General features: G+C 67.4%; 10 protein-coding genes. 8 read left to right on the top strand and 2 right to left on the bottom strand.

Going from position 1 to position 20,349, the window contains the following annotated elements:
* The first annotated feature begins 186 nt into the window (after positions 1-186).
* From ACFWPX_RS18330 to ACFWPX_RS18340, 3 genes are all read left to right on the top strand, one after another.
* Positions 187-729 carry an HNH endonuclease gene (locus ACFWPX_RS18330; protein ID WP_378914530.1) on the top strand — a complete coding sequence of 181 codons (543 nt, stop codon included), beginning with the start codon at positions 187-189 and terminating at the stop codon, positions 727-729.
* Positions 726-980: a WhiB family transcriptional regulator gene (locus tag ACFWPX_RS18335; RefSeq protein ID WP_378914529.1), complete on the top strand. Its 255-nt coding sequence runs from the start codon at positions 726-728 to the stop codon at positions 978-980. Before ACFWPX_RS18330 ends, ACFWPX_RS18335 begins: the two co-directional genes overlap by 4 nt.
* A gap of 302 nt (positions 981-1,282) precedes the next feature.
* Positions 1,283-2,950: a VWA domain-containing protein gene (locus ACFWPX_RS18340; protein ID WP_378928422.1), complete on the top strand. Its 1,668-nt coding sequence runs from the start codon at positions 1,283-1,285 to the stop codon at positions 2,948-2,950.
* 28 nt (positions 2,951-2,978) lie between these two features.
* Here ACFWPX_RS18340 and ACFWPX_RS18345 read toward each other — a convergent pair whose 3' ends face one another.
* Entirely contained in the window at positions 2,979-3,827 is an 849-nt protein-coding gene (locus ACFWPX_RS18345) for a virginiamycin B lyase (protein WP_378928469.1), read from the bottom strand.
* The gene (locus tag ACFWPX_RS18350) at positions 3,820-4,023 is read right to left on the bottom strand and encodes a hypothetical protein (RefSeq protein WP_378928423.1); all 204 of its coding nucleotides are present in this window, start codon (positions 4,021-4,023) and stop codon (positions 3,820-3,822) included. Before ACFWPX_RS18350 ends, ACFWPX_RS18345 begins: the two co-directional genes overlap by 8 nt.
* A 73-nt stretch (positions 4,024-4,096) precedes the next feature.
* On the opposite strand from ACFWPX_RS18350, the gene ACFWPX_RS18355 reads away from it, so the two are divergent.
* The 5 genes from ACFWPX_RS18355 (at position 4,097) to ACFWPX_RS18375 (ending at position 20,309) form a co-directional block, all read left to right on the top strand.
* The gene (locus ACFWPX_RS18355) at positions 4,097-4,696 is read left to right on the top strand and encodes a TetR/AcrR family transcriptional regulator (protein ID WP_378928424.1); all 600 of its coding nucleotides are present in this window, start codon (positions 4,097-4,099) and stop codon (positions 4,694-4,696) included.
* Positions 4,693-4,926, top strand: a complete 234-nt coding sequence (locus ACFWPX_RS18360; protein ID WP_378914526.1) for a hypothetical protein — start codon at positions 4,693-4,695, stop codon at positions 4,924-4,926. Before ACFWPX_RS18355 ends, ACFWPX_RS18360 begins: the two co-directional genes overlap by 4 nt.
* 583 nt (positions 4,927-5,509) lie before the next feature.
* The gene (locus ACFWPX_RS18365; RefSeq protein ID WP_378928426.1) at positions 5,510-18,655 is read left to right on the top strand and encodes an amino acid adenylation domain-containing protein; all 13,146 of its coding nucleotides are present in this window, start codon (positions 5,510-5,512) and stop codon (positions 18,653-18,655) included.
* Positions 18,652-19,452, top strand: a complete 801-nt coding sequence (locus ACFWPX_RS18370; protein WP_378914524.1) for an ABC transporter permease — start codon at positions 18,652-18,654, stop codon at positions 19,450-19,452. The genes ACFWPX_RS18365 and ACFWPX_RS18370 overlap by 4 nt, the downstream gene beginning before the upstream one ends.
* Positions 19,453-19,556: 104 nt before the next feature.
* On the top strand, positions 19,557-20,309 hold the full coding sequence (locus ACFWPX_RS18375) for an ABC transporter permease (RefSeq protein ID WP_378928428.1): 753 nt from the start codon (positions 19,557-19,559) through the stop codon (positions 20,307-20,309).
* Positions 20,310-20,349 lie beyond the last annotated feature (40 nt).

Raw genomic sequence — 20,349 nt, forward strand, 5'->3', positions numbered from 1 at the left:
GAGGAGACGGCCGTGAAACAGCAAGCGCCACAGCGAGAATCGGATAAGACCTATCGCCGCGCGAATTCGGTCCATAGCGCGATGCGCCTGGATATCGATGGCTCCGGCCGTCTCCTGGCCGTGGCCTGACCGGCCCGAGTCCCTTCTGCTCCTGACGTTCACTTCTCTCGAAACATGGTGATTCCCATGATGATTCGTCATGCCGTCGACCCGACGGCTCCCGCTGCCGACACCTGGATACACACGAGGGTGCTCGTGCTGAACGCCAGCTACGAGGCCCTCGACGAGATCACCGCCGATCGGGCCGTGACATTGCTGATCAGCGGCGCCGCGGAGACCGTGATCGAGCGGGTGCCGCACTTTCCCATCCGGTCGCAGCACCTGGTGATCGGGCTGCCGGAGACGATCCGGTTGGTGCGCTATGTCTACCTGGCACACGTCGCGCCGATCGGTGACGACAGCCGCGCCACGCTGGCCGGGGTGTTGCGCCGCGACAAGCATCGGTGCGGTTACTGCGCCGACTGGGCCCACACCGTCGACCACATCCGCCCGCGCAGCCGGGGCGGACCCAATACCTGGAGCAATCTCGTCGCCTGCTGCGCACCGTGCAACGCGGGCAAGGCCGACCGCACCCCGGAAGAGGCGGGGATGCGGCTGCTGTGGGAGCCCAAGGCTCCCGACCCGCTCGCCCGCAAGCAGCGCCGGATCTGGAAGGAGTACGCGCCGTGACCACCACCGACCTCGCACTGACCGAACTGCTGACCCTGTCCGATTCGGGGCAGTGGCATCGCGCCGCCTGCCGCGGTGACCCCAACCACGAGGCGTGGTTTCCGTACCCGTCGCAGGACTTCGACTACGCCCGCGGGATCTGCGCCGGTTGCCCGTTGCTCGCGGGGTGCGCCGAGTACGCGGCGCAGACGGGTCAGTCGGGGGTGTGGGGCGGTCGTGAGTACGACCGTGGCCGCGTGATCAGGGCGTGATCGCGCCTCGGGGGGGGGGGGGGGGGGGGCGCCCCCCCCCCCCCCCCCCCCCCCCCCCCCCCCCCCGCCACACCACGCCGCGGGGCGCGGGGAGCGCGGGGGTGTGGGGAGGGGGGGGTGTGTGTGCGCCGGGGGGGGTGGGGTGATGGTGGGCGGGCCGCCCCGCGCGGGGCGGGCCCCGCCCCCCCCCCCCCCCCACGCCCGGACGCGTCGTCCTCCTCGACGACATCGCTGTGACCTGCGGCGATGCGTCGGGGTATGCACTGTGCTGCGGTACGACGCGGTGTCCTTAAACTTGCCGCGTGGGTACGCATCGCAACGGGACCAGATCTCGAAGTATCAGCAAGGGTCCGGTTATCGCGGCAGCGGCACTGATCCTGGTGATCGTCGCCGTGTTCGCATGGTTCCAGCTCAGCGATCGTGCCGAGACGTCCGATGTCGCGGCGGCCGCCGAGTGCGTCGAAGGGGCCGCGGCCCTCGATGTCACCGTGGACCCGGCGATCGCCGGTCCGGTGCGGACCGCGGCCGAGCGCTTCAACGCGACCAAGCCTCGGGTGCGTGATCACTGCGCCCAGGTGAAGGTGTCGGCACGCCCGTCGAGCGCCCTGGCAGGCGGCCTGGCCGATACGGCCACGTGGGATCCCGCGCTCGGTCCGAAGCCGGGCCTGTGGATCGCCGATTCGAGCCGCACTGTCGAGCTGGTTCGGGTGCCCGGTCTGATCGAGGGCACGCCCGCCTCCATCGCCACCAGCCCGATCGTGCTCGGCGTGCCCGATGCCCTGCGCCAGGCGCTGGAGCAAAACCAGATCGCGTGGGCCGACCTGCCGCGACTGCAGCAGGGCTCGCTCGACGAAGTCGGTCTGAGCGGGTGGGGTGGGCTGCAGATGGCCCTGCCCCCGGGTGACGCGACGACCGCCGCCGCGGCATCGATCGGCGCCGCGGTCTCGGGCACCGAACCGTTGACCGAGCAGGCCGCCGGATCCGGTCAGGTCGTCGCCGCGATCTCCGGGCTCGCCGCGGGCGCGCAGACACCGGCCGACCTGATGACCGCCATGTCTGAGATCACCGCGAACCCCACCGACGATGCGGTGCACGCGGTCGCCGCGACCCAGCAGCAACTCGGCACCGGTGGCCTCACCGCGTTCCGGCCGGTCGGCTCCGCGCCGCTGGCCGACTACCCGGCGGCGCTGCTGTCGGGTCCGTGGGTCGACAAGACCCAGAATCTGATCGCGTCGCGGTTCATCGACTTCCTGCGCGCGCCGGAGCAGGCGGGCGCGCTCGCCACCGAGGGCTTCGGGCCCGCCATCGGCTCGGCACCGGCGAATCCGCCGCGTGCGGCACTGGAGAAGGTGCAGTCGACGCTGGCCAACCCGGTCCTCGGCGTGAACGCCACGGTCTTGCTCGATGTGTCGTCGTCGATGGGTACCGCGGAGGGATCGACCACCCGGCTGTCGAACGCGATCGCCGCCGTCGCCTCGACGCTGCAGGTGATGCCGCCCGATTTCGGGCTCGGCCTGTGGACGTTCGGTAAGAACATCGACGGCACCACCCCGTACAAGGTCCAGGTGGCCACCGACCTGCTCACCAACTCCCAACGCAACGCGGTCGGCACGGCGGTCACCGCGGTGAAACCGAGCCAGCTCACCGCGGACCAGGCGTATCCGACCCTGCTCGCCGCCTACCGCGCCGCGGTGGCCGGATACTCCCCCGGTCGCACGAACTCGATCCTGCTGATCACCGACGGCCCCGACGACGATTCGACGCTGACCGGCACCGCGCTGGTCAGCGAGATCACCGCGGCGACCGATGCGCGCAAGCCCATCCGCATCGACGTCGTCGTGGTCGGCGGCGAGGGCACCCAAACCCTGCAGACCCTCGCCGACCGCACGGGCGGCACCTACATCCGCATGCCGGCGAGCAACGACCTCGGCTTCGGCACCGCGGTGGTCAAGGCGCTCACCACGCCCTAGGTTCGGATGGCCATGCGCGACACCGGCATCACGACGGCGAAACCTGCACCAGCGCACCGGATTCCATCGCTACCCAGAGGTATCCGGCGGGGTCGACGGTGAGTCCGTGCGGTTCGGCGCCCGGTAGGTCGAGGTGGGTGATCGCGCCGTCGGTGGCGATCCGGCCGAGACGGCAGCTCGCCCACTCGGTGAACCACAGGGCACCGTCGGGACCTGCCACGATCGCGTGCGGGCGAGCGGCGGTGTCCGGGAGGGTGAATTCGGCGATGGTGCCGTCGAGGTCGATGCGGCCGATGGCACCTGCGCCGATTTCGGTGAACCAGAGTGCGTCGTCGGGGCCCGCGGTGATGCCGACCGGCGCGGCCGCGGTTGTCGGGAGCGGGTGGACCCGGACCGCGAAGTCATTGTCGATGCGGGCGATCGCGTTGCCCTGGTTCACCGTGAGCCACAGGGCACCATCGGGCCCCGGTGTGATCATCGAGGGCATGCCGTCGACCTCGACGCGGGTGATGGTGCCGTCCGGGGCCAGTCGCCCGACCCGACCCGCCTGCAATTCGGTGAACCAGAGGGCCCCGTCCGGCCCGACACACGCACCATAGGGTCCGTCCATCGACATGCTCGTCACCACACCGTCGACGGTGATCCGCCCGAGCCTGCCGCCCTGAAACTCGGTGAACCACAACGCATTACCGGAACCGGCAACGATCACCGTGGGTTGTCCGTCGGACGGTTCGAGTGGATGGACCTGCACGAGCCCCGCCGCGAATCGTCCGATCGCGCCCTGCGCGACCAGTGTGAACCACAGCGCCTCATCGGGGCCGACGGTGATCCCATAAGGCGCGCCCGGCACGTCGATCACTTGCACGATCTCAGCCAAAGTCCTCAATTCCCTTCTGTATTCCCCGGAAACGACGGCGCAACGCCCGATCGTGCGACACCACGACCACCGCACCCCGGTATTCGCTCAGCGCCCGTTCCACCTCATCGACCAAGGTGAGCAGAACAGGCGGTTGGTCGGCTCGCCCGTCCACATAGGACTTCGATACTCCGCGCAGGGACAGTTGAGTGGTCAAACAATGCTCCAATCGCAACTCGTGTAGCTTTAATCATACAAACCTGTGACAACTAACGCAACAGGAGTAGTTTTTGGAACCGCAACGACGCCCCGGCGGACGTAGCGCCCGGGTCAGGGAAGCTGTTCTCGACGCGACGACGGCCGAACTCGCCGAGCACGGCTACCAGGGCCTCACCGTGGATGCGGTCGCCCAGCGGGCCGGGGTACACAAGACCACCGTCTACCGGCGCTGGCGCGGACCGGAGGGCCTCGTCGCCGACGCGCTCGAGCGCGCCGCGGAACAGTCGTGGCCGATCCCGGATACAGGCACCCTCACCGGCGATCTCCGTGCGCTCACCGAGCTGGTTCGCTCGGGCTTCGCCGATCCCGACGCAGGCACCGTGGCAACAGCCTTTGTCGCAGCGGGCATGCAGCATCCCGACGCCGCCGCCGCGCTGCGCGGCTTCTACGCCGCACGCCACGACGAGGCGGCGGCGATCGTGCGGCGGGCGATCGTGCGCGGTGAGGTCGAGCCGGACATCGACGCGGCCGAGATCATCCGGCTCGCCATCGCACCGCTGTTCCACCGGCTGTTCATCACCCACGAACCGGTCACCGCCGAGCAGGCACGCCGATCCGCGGATGTCGCGGCCACACTCGCAAGAATCCCAGTCGATACCCGAAGTCGATGACACTTGGCGAAATCGTTACCCGAAAACCTGGCATCACCCGCCGACGCGAACAAATTAGCGCCCGCGCAGGCGAAAAGGGAACGACAACAAACCAGGAGCGGCGCGATACGGTCGATCCGTGGCTGATGGTGGAGGATACGGCACCGCAGCCCTATTTCTCTACCCCCGTTGCGTCCCAGTCACTGAACCGCCTGCCCATGCCGCATTTCTGCACCCGCGCGGTACCGTGACTTTCGACGCTGAACCCGGCGAATACGAACTGATATTCGATTGCCGATATTCTGTGACAAATAAAATGGCTGTTCGGTCCGGTTCGACGGCTCAGTGAGGTGACTCCGACAGGTTCGGGAGCGACGGAGACAGCGCTGAGCGGTGCCGCTCCGAGTCCAGCCGGTCGCAGTCTGCGACCATTCGCACCGCACATTTACGCAGGTCCGATGGATGTTTCGTCGAACTAACGGACTTCGTCCCGTCATGAGACGAAGCCTCCAGACCCATCTGGGCGAGCCACGCGGAGCTGGGTGCCGGGCGCTTGCGCGGCCGTCGATATTCAGGGTCGACGCGCCTTCCCGTCTTGGCTAGTATCGGCCGGAAATAGATGTTTAATCCTCAGCAGGGAACAGCTCCAGCCCTTCCCTTCTCTATTCTGCTCAGCGCATTTTCGGCTGTTCACTGATGAAATCACCGGGTGGCATAGCGCAATCAATCGACACAGATCAGCCCGGCTTGCGGTCTGGTGCATATCGATACCAGATTGAGGCTGACAGGAGTTCTGCGCTTTGACCGGGCACGAACGCGAGTCAGGGGATATGTGTGAGCGAACAACCGTACAAAACCGAAGAATGGCGCGAAACTCCCACCGTGCCGACCTCGGCGTTCGGATTGTCGGCGGCCCAGCGGGGTATCTGGTTTGCCCAGCACATCGCCGGTAAGGAAATACCCATCTCGATCGCCCACTATGTGGAGTTTGTCGGCGAGGTGGACGGCGAGCTGCTGACGGTGTGCAGCCGCCGCGCGGCACGGGAGTTCGGGTCGGGGTTTCTGCGGTTGGCCGAGACCAACGGCGTGCCGTACCAGATGATCGACGACACCCTTGACGAGACGATGCCCCAGATCGACTTCCACGAATGCCAGGACCCGATCCGGGCGGCGCGGGACTGGATGACTCGCGAGTACACCGCACCGCTGGACATGGTGAGCGACCGACTGGTGCACTCGGCACTCCTGCGGGTCGGAACGGCTCATTACTACTTCTATTCGCGGATCCATCACATCGCCTTGGACGGATACGCGGCGATGACGATCATGCAGCGGGTCGCTCAGCTGTACTCGGCTGCCAAGGCCGGCGACCCGCCCCCTCCGTGCAACGCCGACGACCTGCGCGAGATCGTGCGAGCAGACGCCGAATACCGCGACTCCGAACGGTTCGCCGCGGATCGTGAGTACTGGCGAGACCACCTTGCCGACGCGCCGGCCCCGGTGAGCCTGTCCGGCCGCACCGCCGACGCGGACTCGCATCCCGTGCGGGTGGGAGGTGCACTGACCGCAGTGACCGCCGCCGCCATGGACGCCATCGCGGCAGCAGCGAATTCGCAGGTAGCGCCCGTGGTCGTCGCGGCGTTCGGTGTCTATCTCGCGCGGATGACCGGCGAGGATACGGTCAGCCTGAGCCTGCCGGTATCGGCACGAACCAACGCCTCGTTGCGCCGGTCCGGCGGCATGATCGCCAACGTCGTGCCGTTGCGGCTCGGCATCGGTACCGATCCCACCGTCGGCGCGTTGATACGGTCGGCTCAGCACGAACTGACCGGAGCGCTGCGTCGGCAACGGTATCGCCAGGAGGACATCTTCCGGGATCTCGGTTTCAGCAGCGACCGCGCCGCATCGTTCGGACCGTCGGTGAACATCATGCCCTCCGACCGGGTCATCGACCTCGGCGGCGTCGTCGGCGACTTGCATGTGCTCACCTCCGGGCTGATCGAGGACCTGTTCGTGAACCTGTATCCGGCCCGGGGTACGGAAAGCACACACCTGGACTTCCAGGCGAACCCGAACCTGTACACCGAGGCCGAACTCGGTCGGCACTACCACCGTTTCATCGAGTTCCTGCACGAGTTCGTCACCGCCGGTCTCGATACCCCGGCATCGTCGGTGCCGCTGCTGTCACCCGGTGAACACGCCGCGATCGTGCCCGCCCGCGGGCCTTCGGGATCGGAGCCGGTGCTGCTGCCGGACCTGCTGGCGGCGGGGCCCCGGTCGAATCCGGACGGGGTGGCCGTGATCGCCGGTGACCGGCGGATGACCTACCGCCAGCTCGATGAACAGTCGAACCGGCTGGCTCGGATGCTGATCGGTGCCGGTGCGGGCCCGGAAACCGCAGTCGCTGTGGCGATGTCGCGATCGGCCGATTCGGTGACGGCGATCTGGGCGGTAGCCAAGACCGGTGCGGCGTTCGTTCCCATCGACCCGCGGTACCCGACCCAGCGGATCGGCCACATGATCGCCGACAGCGGCGCTCGAATCGGGCTCACGGTCACCGGGGCACGCGACACCTTGCCCGACGAGATGGACTGGCTGGTGATCGACGATCCGGCCCTCGACGAACGGTATGCGGCCATACCGGCGTCGTCGATCACCGATGCCGACCGGCTCGCTCCGATCCATGTCGACAACAGCGCTTACCTGATCTACACGTCGGGGTCGACCGGCAAGCCGAAGGGTGTGGTCGTCGGTCATCGCGGTCTGATCAACTTGGTGCACAGCGCGATCGGCGATGCGCCGTTGTCCACCCGATCGCGGGTTGCCCAGGTCGCCTCACCGAGCTTCGACGCCTCGATCGAGGAGCTGCTGATAGCTTTCGTGTCGGCGGCGACTGTCGTGGTGGCAGCGCCGGATGCCTATGCCGGGGAACAGCTCACCGCCCTCCTGCGGGAACAGCGGGTCAATCGGCTGCACGTGACGCCCGCGGTGCTGGCAACGGTCGATCCGACCGGGCTGGAAGAACTCGCCTGTGTTGTCGTCGGCGGCGATGTCTGCCCGCCGGAGCTGGTATCCCGGTGGGCGCCCCATGTTCAGATCGTCAACAGTTACGGACCCACCGAGACCACGATCTCGGCCACCTTCAGCGCGGCGATGCGGGCCGGCCAGCCGATCACGATCGGCGGCCCGGCTCGCGGAGTGTCGGCGATGGTGCTCGATCGCAGGCTTCGACCCGTCCCGGTCGGGGCGGTCGGCGAGCTCTATTTAGCCGGCCAGGGTGTGGCCAGGGGCTACCAGGGACAGCCCGGCCTGACCGCGGACCATTTCGTCGCCGATCCCTTCGGTTCGGGTGCCCGGATGTACCGCACCGGAGATCTGGTGCGCTGGTCCGGGCTCGACGACCGCGCAACCGAGGGATCGGCGCGGGAACTGTCGCTGGAGTATCTGGGCCGCAGTGACTTCCAGGTGAAGATCCGCGGCGTCCGGATCGAACTCAGTGAGATCGATTCCGTGTTGACCAGCCACGATGCCGTCGACTTCGCCGTCACCGTCGGCACGCCGACACCGTCGGGCGCGACGATTCTCGTGTCCTATGTGCTGCCGAGCGCGGGCGCCGACATCGATCCCACGTCACTGCAGGCATTCGCCGCGGAAATTCTCCCGCCCACCATGGTGCCTTCGGCGATCACACTCCTCGATGCGATACCCATGAGCCCGACCGGAAAAGTCGACCGGAAGGCTCTCCCGCAGCCCGACCTCACCGCTCCTGCCGGTTCGGGCCGGGCTGCGTCCACGCCGCGCGAGCACACCATCGCCCGGTTGTACGCCGAGCTGCTCGGCGTCGCTACGGTCGGCACGGATGAGAGCTTCTTCGCGCTCGGCGGCGACAGCATCAGCTCGGTGCAACTGGTGGCGCGCGCACGGGCCTTCGGGCTCGAGTTCAGCGCTCAGGATGTCTTCGAACACAAGACCGTGGCCGGGCTGGCTGCTGCCGCCACCGATCTCGGGTCCGCGTTGCCGGCGCTGCCCGGCGACATGGGACTCACCCGCACGCCGATTGCCTACGAGATGCTCGATCGCGCAGGCGGGATCACTCGCGACGCCCAGGCGCTGCTCCTGACGGTCCCGCACGGAGTCGACCGATCGGTCCTCACGGCAGCCCTGCAGGCTGTCCTCGATCGCCACGACATGCTCCGCGCGATACCACGCACGTCAGGGTCGGATTCCGGCCTCGCCGGCGATTGGTTCATCGACATCCGGCCGACAGACGCGGTCCCGGCGGACGACCTGGTCCGGCACGTCACCACACCCCATGAGCCCATGGCCGTGGCCGACCGCGAACTCGACTACGCCCTCGATCGGCTGGACCCGACCGCCGGGCATCTGGTCCAGACCGTGTGGATCGACCCGACCGACGACGAGCAGACCGGCCTGCTGTGGCTGGTCGTGCACCAGCTCGCGATCGACGCGGCGTCCTGGCCGATCGTCGTGGCCGATCTGGCTGCCGCATGCTCGTCGATCATGATCGGCGAAGCACCGGAACTCGAGGCTCCCGTGACGTCGTTGCCCGCCTGGGTGCGGGCACTGTCGGCCGAAGCGCAGACTCCTCGCCGACGCGGCGAAGTAGCGATGTGGCAGCAGGTGACAGCCACCCCCGATCCAGCCCTCGCCGCTCGGGCCGAGGAACCGCGGAGCGACCCGGCCGAAACCAGTGACCTGCAGGTCATGGTCCCGGTACCGGTGACGACAGCGCTGCTGGGGACGGTGATCGAACGGTTCCACGCCGATGTCGAGCACGCGCTGCTCGCCGCGCTGGCCATGGCGGTCACCCGCTGGCGTCATGAGCGCGGCGGCGCAGGCGATTCCCTTCGAGTCATGGTGAACGGCAGCGGCCGCACCGCAGTGGCTGGTGCCGAACTCGACCGCACGGTGGGCGGTTTCGATGCCGCGTATCCAGCGGGTCTCGATCTCACCGGGATCGATCTCGACGACGCCTTCGCCGGTGGTCCCAGCGCCGGCGGCGTACTCAAGACGGTCAAGGAACAGCTGCGGCAACTCGGCGACGGCGTCGGCTATTCGATGCTGCGCTACCTCGCCGGAGAGCTCACCGAGATCGCCGCACCGCAGCTGAGTTTCACCTATCTGGGCAGTACCGAGGACTGGCAGCACGACGGCTGGCGGCCTGTGACCTTCACACGTGCCCGCGACCCACAGGCACGCTCGCGCCAGGAAATCGCTGTCGACACCAGCGTGCAGCACACCGCGGCGGGGACTCAGTTGGCCGCGAACTGGTCATATCCCGCCGCTCTGTTCGGCGAGCAGGATATCCGCGCGCTGGCGGAGCTGTGGCTGTCGGCGCTGCGTGGCTTGGTCGCGGTCACCGGCTCACCGGCTGTCGGCGGGCATACGCCGTCGGATTTCGCGCTGGTGGCGACCACCCAAACCGAGATCGACCGATGGGAACAGCAATACCCCACCCTGTCGGATATTTGGCCACTATCGCCGATGCAAACCGGAATCCTTTTCCACGAGGCCTACGCCGCCGACACCGCCGACGAATACATCGACCAATCCGTGCTGACGATCGCCGGACCGCTGGATCGAGACCGGCTGCGCGCCGCCGCGCAAACCCTGCTCGACCGCCACGACAGCCTGCGGGTCGCCTTCCAGCACACCGAGTCCGGGCCGCGGCAGCTCGTCGTCGACGATGTCGAGATCTGCTGGCACGAGCTGGATCTCAGCGAACGGAATGCGCGCGACGACATCGTCGAACGACTACTCGCCGAGGACCGCGCGAGGCGGTTCGACACGGCGGACCCACCGCTGCTGCGGTTTCAGCTGATCCGGACCGATACCGACCGCCACCGACTCGTGGTGACCGGCCACCACATTCTGCTCGACGGCTGGTCGACCCCGCTGTTGGTGCGAGAACTCATCGACCTGTACATGGACGGTGCGCGAACAGCACAGCCCGCGCCCGCCCACACCTACCGTGACTACCTGGCGTGGCTGGCCGAAGGTGATGCGGCCTCGGCCATCGCCGCGTGGCAAGAGACGCTGGCCGACCTCGATTCCGCCACGAGGGTGACGACCACCGAGCACTGGAAATCGGAAACCGCTGCGAGCGTGGTCCGTTCGCAGCTCGGTGCCCGAGCCACGGCGGCGCTCACCACCACGATCCGCAGGCACGGGGTCACGCTGAACACTGCCGTGCAGGCGTGCTGGGCCATGGTCCTGGCCACGCTCACCGGTCGCACAGACGTGGTGTTCGGCTGCGTCGTGTCCGGGCGGCCGCCGCAGGTAGCCGACGTGGAGCACATGCTCGGGCTGTTCATCAACACACTGCCGGTACGCATCCGGCTCGACCCGGCCGAAGAATTGTCGCAGTTGCTCACGCGCATCCAACTCGAGCAGAGTCGATTGCTCGACTATCACCATATCGGGCTCCCCGACATTCACCACGCGGTCGACATGTCCGAGTTGTTCGATACCTTGATCGTGGTCGAGTCCTATCCGGTCGATCACTCGGTGCTGAGCCACGCGCTCGATGCCGCGGGGCTGAAGGTCCTCGCGGTGGACAGCTCCGACGCGGCACCGTACCCGGTCAACCTGATGGTCGTTCCGGGCGAATCCCTCACGCTCGAGCTGCTGTTCCGCGACGCGGCGATCGACCACGACCAGGCCGGCGAGCTACTGGCGCAGGTCGTGCGTTACCTCGAACAGATCGCCGCCGCCCCCCATTCGCGGGTGGCCACCGTGCAGCCTTGTGACTCCGCTGTTCTCCAGGAGTTGACCACTGTGGCAGGCCGGGAGTCGATCTCGGCTCGAACACTGGCCGAGATCCTGGCCGATGCCGCGGCGCGCGACCCGGACGCGACAGCGTTGCGATACGAGGGAATCTCGGTGACCTACCGCGAGCTGGACGAGCAGTCCAACCGGCTGGCACGGGTACTGATCGACGCGGGTGCCCGACCGGAATCCTGTGTTGCCCTGGCTCTGCACCGCTCGGTCGAATCGATCACCGCGGTGTGGGCGGTGGCGAAGACCGGCGCCGCCTTCCTGCCGATCGACCCGAAGCACCCGGCCGAGCGAATCGAATTCATGCTCACCGACTCCGGCGCCGCGATCGGCGTGACCACCACCGGCATTCGTGACCATCTGCCCGCTGGGCCGCGGTGGCTCGAGATCGACGCGACAGCGACGACGGAGAGCATCGCCGCCGCTTCCGGCCGGCTGCTCACCGACGCGGACCGGTTGTCCGAGCTCTGCGTCGACCACCCCGCGTATCTGATCTACACCTCCGGCTCCACCGGAGTCCCCAAGGGCGTCGCCGTCACCCATCGCGGTCTGGCGAATCTGGTCCAGGCCCAACAAGAACGGCTCGGCCTCACGTCCTCGGCACGGGTGCTGCATTGCGCCTCGCCCAGTTTCGACGCCGCGGTGTTCGAGCTGTTGATGGCGTTCGGATCCGCCGCCCGCCTGGTGGTGGCGCCGCCCACCGTGTTCGGCGGCGACGAACTCGCCGACCTGATCGCCGACGACGAGGTCTCGCACATGGTGATCACCCCCACCGCCTTGGCGACCATGGACCCGATCGGCCTGGACAGTGTCCGGGTCCTCGCAGTGGCCGGCGAAGAAGCCGGAGCGGAACTCGTCACCCGATGGTCGGTCGGCCGCGAGCTGATGAACCTGTACGGACCGACCGAGTCCACGATCTGGGCGACCGGCACCGACCCGATCGCCGCCGGCGACTCGGTAGCGATCGGAACCGCGGTGCGCGGCACCACAATTCAGGTTCTCGACAGCTGGCTCCGGCCCGTCCCGCTCGGCGTGACAGGTGAGCTGTACCTGGCCGGCCCCAGCCTCGCCCGCGGATACCACCGGCGACCGGTCTTGACCGGCACGCGATTCGTCGCGAATCCGTTCGACATCGGTGCACGGATGTATCGGACCGGTGACCTTGTCCGATGGACGACGGTCGGCGAGCTCGAGTACGTCGGACGCGCCGATTTCCAGGTCAAGATCCGGGGCTTCCGCGTCGAGTTGGGGGAGATCGATGCCGCCCTGCTCGCCATCCCCGGGATCGAATTCGCGGTGACGATCGGCTGCGAAGGACCCACCGGGGCAACGGTGTTGGTCTCCTATGTGCAGGCCGCATCGGGTGCGGGGCACAACGCCGATGACCTGATAGCGGCCCTGCGCGGCTCGCTGCCCAGCTATATGGTGCCGGCCGCCGTCGAATTCCTGACATCTGTTCCGCGGACACCGGTGGGCAAACTCGATCGCCGTGCGCTGCCCGTGCCGTCGTTCGACCGGGCGCGGACCCACACACGCGAGCCTGCCACCGAGATAGAGCGGCAGCTGTGTGGGTTCTTCGCCCAGACACTCGGTGTCGAGACGGTGGGCGCGGACGACTCGTTCTTCGGGCTCGGCGGCGACAGCATCATGTCGATCCAGCTGGTTTCGCGCGCGAAAGCCGAGGGGCTGTACCTCTCCCCCCGTGATGTGTTCGAGAATCCCACTGCTGCCGCGCTCGCCGAGATCGTCTCCGCTCGCGGCGGCGCCCAGGGCCGCGACCTCGTCGACGAGCTTCCCGGTGGCGGGATCGGCACCGTCGAACTGCCCCCGATCGCACGGTGGCTGATCGAATCGTCGAACGGAGATTTCGACCGGTTCGGTCAGACGATGATGCTCACCCTGCCTGCTGGGATCGACCACCAGACGATCGCGGCGACGCTGCAGGCCGTCTTCGACCATCACGACGCGCTCCGGGCGCGCCTGGTCCACGATTCGACCGGCTGGTCCTTCCACGTGGCTCCGCCCGGGTCGGTCGCCGCATCGGCGCTGGTCCATCGCGTCGTCGTGGACGCCGATACGGACTTCGATGTCGTTGCCGCACAAGAAATGTCGGCAGCGGCGGATCGGCTCTTCCCGGAAGCCGGGCTGATGATGCAGGCTGTCTGGTTCGACCCGGCCGCCGACGCGGGCTGCGAGCCGCGCCTGTTGCTGGTCGTGCACCATCTCGTCGTGGACGGTGTCTCCTGGCGCACGCTGGTACCGGATCTCGTTGCGGCATGGGGACAGATCAGTGCCGGAGAACGGCCGACGCTGCCACCGGTCGGCACCTCTTGGCGGCGCTGGACACATGGTTTGGTCGAGGTCGCAGCGACGCGTTCGGGGGAGCTCGACCTGTGGCGCCGCATCCTCGAGGGCCCGGATCCGCTGCTCGGCACCCGCGCGCTGGATCCCGCCGTCGACGTGGCCGGCACGGTCGAGCAGGTGCAGGTGCAGGTGTCGGCGCAGGTCACCGAATCGCTCCTGTCCACCATCCCGGCGACCTATCGCGCCGGCGTCCACGATCCGATGCTGGCCGCGCTGGCGCTCGCGGTCCAGCGCTGGCGCGGCAATCGCACCGATTCGGTACTGATCGGGCTGGAGGGCCACGGCCGTGAGGAGGACGTGGTCGGCGCGGACCTCTCGCGGACCGTCGGCTGGTTCACCAATGTGTTCCCGGTGCGGTTCGACCTGTCCGGTATCGACATCGACGACGCGTTCGCGGCCGGTCCAGCCGCTGGTATCACGATCAAACGAGTCAAGGAACAGTTGCGCGCGATACCCGACCACGGTATCGGATTCGGGCTCCTGCGATACCTCGATCCCGCTACCGCACCGAGCCTGCGTGAGTTCCCGGCCCCGCAGATCAGCTTCAACTATCTGGGCCGCGTCGACGCGGCGGTCCCCCGGGGACCATGGCTTCCGATCGCCGGACCTGACGCGCTGGGCGCCACCCACAACGACGACATGCCCGCCGGTGCCGTGCTCGCCGTCGACGCACGCACCGAGGACAGCCCGGCCGGGCCGCGGCTGACCGCGACCCTGTCGTATCCGACCGGACTGCTCACCAGGGCGGCGGTGCGGGAATTGGCCGAGTACTGGACGCGGGCGATGACCGCCCTCACCACGCACGCGGAGGGGCCCGCCGCCGGTGGACTGACACCGTCGGATCTGGACCTGGTTCGGGCCAGCCAGAAAGACATCGACGCATGGGAGCACCAGTTCCCGACCCTCACCGATGTGTGGTCGCTGACGCCACTGCAAACGGGGCTGCTGTTCCATTCCCGGCTAGCCGCGCACGGCATCGACTTCTACACCGTGCAGATGTCTCTCGACCTGCGCGGACAGGTGCAACCAGATCGGATCCGGCGTGCGGGACAGGCACTGATCGATCGGCATCCGAACCTGCGCACCGCGGTCGTCGAACGCGATGACGATCCCGTCCAGATCGTGCTCGAACACGCGACCCTGCCCTTCGCAGAGGACTTCCTCGACCGATCGGATGGGGCGAGCACGCAGCGCATGGCCGAACTGGCCAGGGCCGACCGCACCACACCGTTCGACATGGGTACGCCACCCTTGGTTCGCTTTCGATTGATCACCGTCGCCGACGACCACTGCCGCTTGGTGATCACCGCCCACCATTTCGTCCTCGACGGATGGTCGATGCCGCTGCTGATCCGGGAGTTACTGACGCTCTACGCCATCGATGGGGACGGCTCGGCATTGCCCCCGGCGCCGCCCTATCGTGAATTCCTGTCCTGGCTCGCCCGCCGCGACCACGCGGCGGCCCAGCAGGCATGGTCGAAAGCCCTTGCCGGGCTGGAAGAATCGACCCTGATCGCACCTGCTGCCGACGCACACGCACAGTCGCTCACCACACCCCCGACCGTCACCGTGTCGGTCGAGTTGCCCGCGTCTGCCACCGCGGCGATCAACGACCTGTCGCGGGAGCGCGGAATCACGGTGAACACGATCGTGCAATCGGCCTGGGCGATCCTGCTGTCGATATCGACCGGCCGCCGCGATGTCGTCTTCGGGACCACCGTGTCGGGGCGACCCGGCGAGGTGACCGGCGTCGAATCGATGATCGGACTGTTCATCAACACCGTGCCGGTCCGGGTGCGACTCGATCCCACCGAAACATTGTCCGGGCTGCTCACGCGCGTGCAGGCGCAGCATGCCGCGGTGCTGGATCACCAACATCTCGGGCTTGCCGATATTCAGCAGGCGGCCGACCTCGGCACACTCTTCGACACCATGACGGTCTTCGAGTCCTATCCGATCGAGCAGCGGGAGTTGCTGCACACCACCGACATCGCCGGGATGCGGGTGAGCGACCTGCACGCCACCGACGACACGCATTACCCGTTGATCCTGCTCGCGATCCCCGGAGAACGGCTCCGGCTCGAGGTGAAGGGCCTGACCGCGACCTTCGATCGCCCTGCGCTCGAACGGATCTCCCAACGGCTGGTCCGGGTTCTGGAAGCCTTCGCCGCGACTCCCGACCTACCGAATGCGCGGCTCGATGTGCTGTCCGAGCCGGAGCTGGCCGAGATGACCGCCACACAGCCGAACCGAGTCGAACCGAGAACATTGGCGTCGCTGCTGGCATCCGCCGCGCAGGCCGATCCCGACCGGATCGCACTGTCCGCGAGCGGGATCGAACTTTCCTACCGCGATCTCGACGAGCGGTCCAATCAACTGGCCCGGCTGCTGATCCACCACCAGATCGGTCCGGAAGACGTTGTCGCGGTGGGTATCCGGCGTTCACTGCAATCGGTGCTGGCCGTATGGGCCATCGCCAAGGCAGGCGCGGCCTTCGTGCCGACCGATCCGACCTATCCCGCGGATCGGATCGCCCACATGGTGGCCGACTCGGGGGCCGTGGTCGGCCTGACCGTCGGGTCGACGCACGAGACGCTGCCGGATTCGGTGAAGTGGTTGATCCTCGACGACCCGGCATCGGCCGATCGATCGGAGTCGATGTCGGCGGCACCGATCACCGACGAAGAGCGAGTGCGCCCCCTGCGCGTCGACCACCCGGCTTACATGGTCTACACCTCCGGCTCCACCGGACTCCCCAAGGGCGTCGCCGTCACCCACCGTGGTCTGGCGAATCTCGTCCAGGCCCAACAAGAACGGCTCGGCCTCACGTCCTCGGCACGGGTGCTGCATTGCGCCTCACCCAGCTTCGACGCCGCGGTCTTCGAACTCCTGATGGCCTTCGGATCCGCCGCCCAGCTGGTGGTATCGCCACCCACCGTGTTCGGCGGCGACGAACTCGCCGACCTGATCACCGACCATCAGGTCTCGCACATGGTCATCACCCCTACCGCCTTGGCGACCATGGACCCCGTCGGCCTCGAGTGCGTGCAAGTCCTCGCGGTGGCAGGCGAAGCGGTCGGAGCGGAGCTCATCACCCGGTGGTCTGCCGGCCGGAAGATGATGAACCTGTACGGACCGACCGAGTCCACGATCTGGGCGACCGGCACCGACCCGATCAACGCGGGCGACCCGGTGTCGATCGGAACCGCGGTGCGCGGCACCACAATTCAGGTTCTCGACAGCTGGCTCCGGCCCGTCCCCATCGGCGTCACCGGTGAGCTGTACCTGGCCGGCCCCAGCCTCGCCCGCGGATACCACCGGCGACCGGCGCTGACCGGCACGCGATTCGTCGCGAATCCGTTCGACAACGGTGCACGGATGTACCGGACCGGCGACCTCGTCCGCTGGACGACGGCCGGCGAACTCGAGTACATCGGACGCGCGGACCTCCAGGTGAAGGTCCGTGGGGTCCGGATCGAACTCGGCGAGGTCGACGCCGCCCTCACCGCGCATACCGGGGTCGAATTCGCGGTGACCATCGGCCACGATGCCCAGCCCGGTACCACCGCGCTGGCCGCCTACGTCGTCCTCGCCGATGGTCACGCCCCCGAGATGGGAGAGCTGCGCAAGTTCCTGTCCACCCGGCTGCCCGTCCATATGCTGCCCGCTTCGATCACGGTGCTCGACGCGATTCCACGGACACTCACCGGAAAGCTGGACCGCAAGGCACTGCCCGAACCGATCCTTGTGCCGACACCGTTCCGGGCGCCGATGACACCGATCGAGAGAAGTGTCGCCGACGCGTTCGCCCAGGTCCTGGACACCCCCAAGGTCGGGTTGGACGATGATTTCTACCAGCTGGGCGGCAATTCCCTGCTCGCCACCCGCGTCGTGGATCAGCTTCGACGCGAACTCGACACCGACGTGGCGGTGCTGTGGATGTTCACCGAACGCACGGTCGAACAGCTGGCGCGGCGGATCGAGACCGCGGCGGCCGTGCCCGGCTCGGTTACGGTCGATTCCGACACGCCACTGGCCGTACAGCTGCCGATCCGCACCGACGGTGACCTGCCACCGCTGTTCTGCGTTCACCCGGCCTCGGGGCTGGCCTGGTCCTATGCCGGTCTTTCCCAGCTCCTGGCGCCCGGCAGACCGATCTACGGCCTGCAGTCCCCCGAGCTGACCGGCGAAGGGGAACCACCCGAGTCGATCGACGCGTACGCCGACCGCTATGTGCGCGAGATCCGTACCCGCCAACCACACGGACCGTACAACGTGCTCGGATGGTCGTTCGGCGGCTTCATCGCCCATGCCGTGGCAGCACGGCTGCAACAGCTGGGTGAACCCGTTGCCCTACTCGCGGTGCTCGATGCCGATCTCGCGGTGCGTGATGCCGATCCGGACGCGCCACTCACACCCGGCGAGTTCGTCCACGAGTTCGGCGCGACCCTCGGCTTCGAGTCGATCCCGGCGCAGATGTCAGCCGCCGAGGCCGCCGCGCTGATCAACAATTCGATCGGTGGACAGCTCGTCGAAGCGATCCACATCGAGCGGCTGACCGACTCCTACAACCGCTCGGCTCGGCTGGTCGCCGGTTATCTACCGCCGGTCTTCGACGGAAACCTGCTGTACTTCACCGCCCTTCGGGATGCCGTCGACCCCGACCGGGGGGTCGAGAATTGGCGGCCCTTCGTCACCGGCTTCCTGCGCAATGTCGTGGTCGATACCGACCACGACGCGATGACCACCCCGCAAGTGCTTCCCGAGATCGCCACGGTGGTCGACAGCTATCTCGCGATCGTGCCCGGGAAATCGTGACTACGACGAATCCCGAACTGTCCACGCTCGGGCAATGGTGGGTACTGACGCGTCGATTGATCGCACCCTCGTGGCGCAACGGCGAGATCGTGTTGTCGATCCTCACGCCGGTGGTGTTCACCATCGGGTTCTATGTCCCGCTGAACTTGGTGATGACGGTCTTCGGGCACGGACTCAGTAGCTACGCGCAATTTCTCATGCCGATGATCGTGTTGCAAGCGATCGCGTTCACGTCGATCGCCGCCGCGTTCCGGGCGGCCTCCGACGCGACGGGGGGGATCAATCGCAGGTTCGCCACCATGCCGATCGGCGTCGCGACGCCACTGGCGGCACGAATGTCTGCCAATATGCTCCGCTGTGGCATCGCGTTGATCTCCGCGATCGCGTGCGGATATGTGATCGGGTTCCGTTTCGACCGCGGTCCTGTTTCGGCGATCGGTTTCTGTCTGTTCGCGATGCTCGTCGGTGCGGCGCTCTCGCTCGGAGCCGATGTGCTCGGGACGATCTCGAAGAGTCCGGAGGCAACCACGCAGGCGCTCACGCTCCCGCAATTGATTCTCGGCATGCTCTCGGTCGGGTTCGCACCGGCAGAGCAATTCCCGCAGTGGATTCAGCCGTTCGTGCGAAATCAGCCGATCTCGCAGTTCGCGTCCGCGCTGCGCGTTCTTGCCGGCGATACCACCGCCGGTGTCGCCGCGGTCACGTGGTCGGTGATGGGTCCACCGCTGGCCTGGGCTCTCGGATTGATCGTGGTGTTCGTGCCGCTGGCGATGTTTCTGATAGCGAGAAGGCCGTGATGGCGCCAACGAGTATCGAGTCCGAACCCGCACTGACATCGGCACCGCGATTTCCGCCACCGTCTCCCTCACGATGGCGGCCGGAGAACTCGATCCGCGCTCTGATGGTGCAGACCCTCGTCCAAACCCGGCAGTTGTTGTTGCGCTGGTCCCGCGATCCGATCATGGTGCTACAGGCGCTGGTCTTCCCCGCTTTGCTACTCGTGATTCTGAATACCGTTCTGGGCCGGCAGATCTCGGCCTTCGCGGGAAACAGTGCCCTCTACGGTTCGGTGCCGATGGTGACACTCGTCGCGGCGATGTCAGGGGCCACCGCCGGTGCTATCTCCCTCGGCCGCGATCGTGACCACGGATGGCTGGCTCGACTCTGGGTCCTGCCGGTGCATCGCGCATCGGGGTTGTCGGCGCGGATCGCCGCAGAAGTCGTGCGGATCACGGTCACCACGCTCGTGATCGCGTGCACAGGTCTCGCGCTCGGGTTCCGTTTCCAGCAAGGTGTTCCCGCCGCGGTGGCTTGGCTGCTCGTGCCGGTGTTGTTCGGCACCGCGTTCGCCACCTTCGTTACCGCTATCGCGGTACACACGGCCGAAGCCACCCTGGTGGAGGGTGTGACCCTGATCAGTTCGCTGCTGATGTTCTTCTGCACGGGGTTCGTACCGCTGGCCGCGTATCCACAGTGGGCTCAACCACTGGTCGAGCACCAGCCGATGACCTATGCGATCGAGACGATGCGCGGTTTGGCCCTCGGTGGTGAGGTGCGGGGGCCGCTGACCGGAATCGTCGCGTGGTCGGCGGGTGCGATCGCTGTGTTCGCCATCCCCGCCATCCGTGGCTATCGACGCGCGTCCCGGCGCTGATCAGCGATCCCCTGGAATCGACGCGGTCGCCGCAACTTCT

The organism is Nocardia sp. NPDC058518, assembly GCF_042719655.1.
In the GTDB taxonomy this organism is placed as follows: Bacteria; Actinomycetota; Actinomycetes; order Mycobacteriales; family Mycobacteriaceae; genus Nocardia.

Bases quoted from the DNA above. Each gene is read 5' to 3' on its own strand.
- ACFWPX_RS18330 (WP_378914530.1), top strand. From the start codon at position 187: ATGATGATTCGTCATGCCGTCGACCCGACGGCTCCCGCTGCCGACACC.
- ACFWPX_RS18360 (WP_378914526.1), top strand. From the start codon at position 4,693: ATGACACTTGGCGAAATCGTTACCCGAAAACCTGGCATCACCCGCCGA.
- ACFWPX_RS18375 (WP_378928428.1), top strand. From the start codon at position 19,557: ATGGTGCAGACCCTCGTCCAAACCCGGCAGTTGTTGTTGCGCTGGTCC.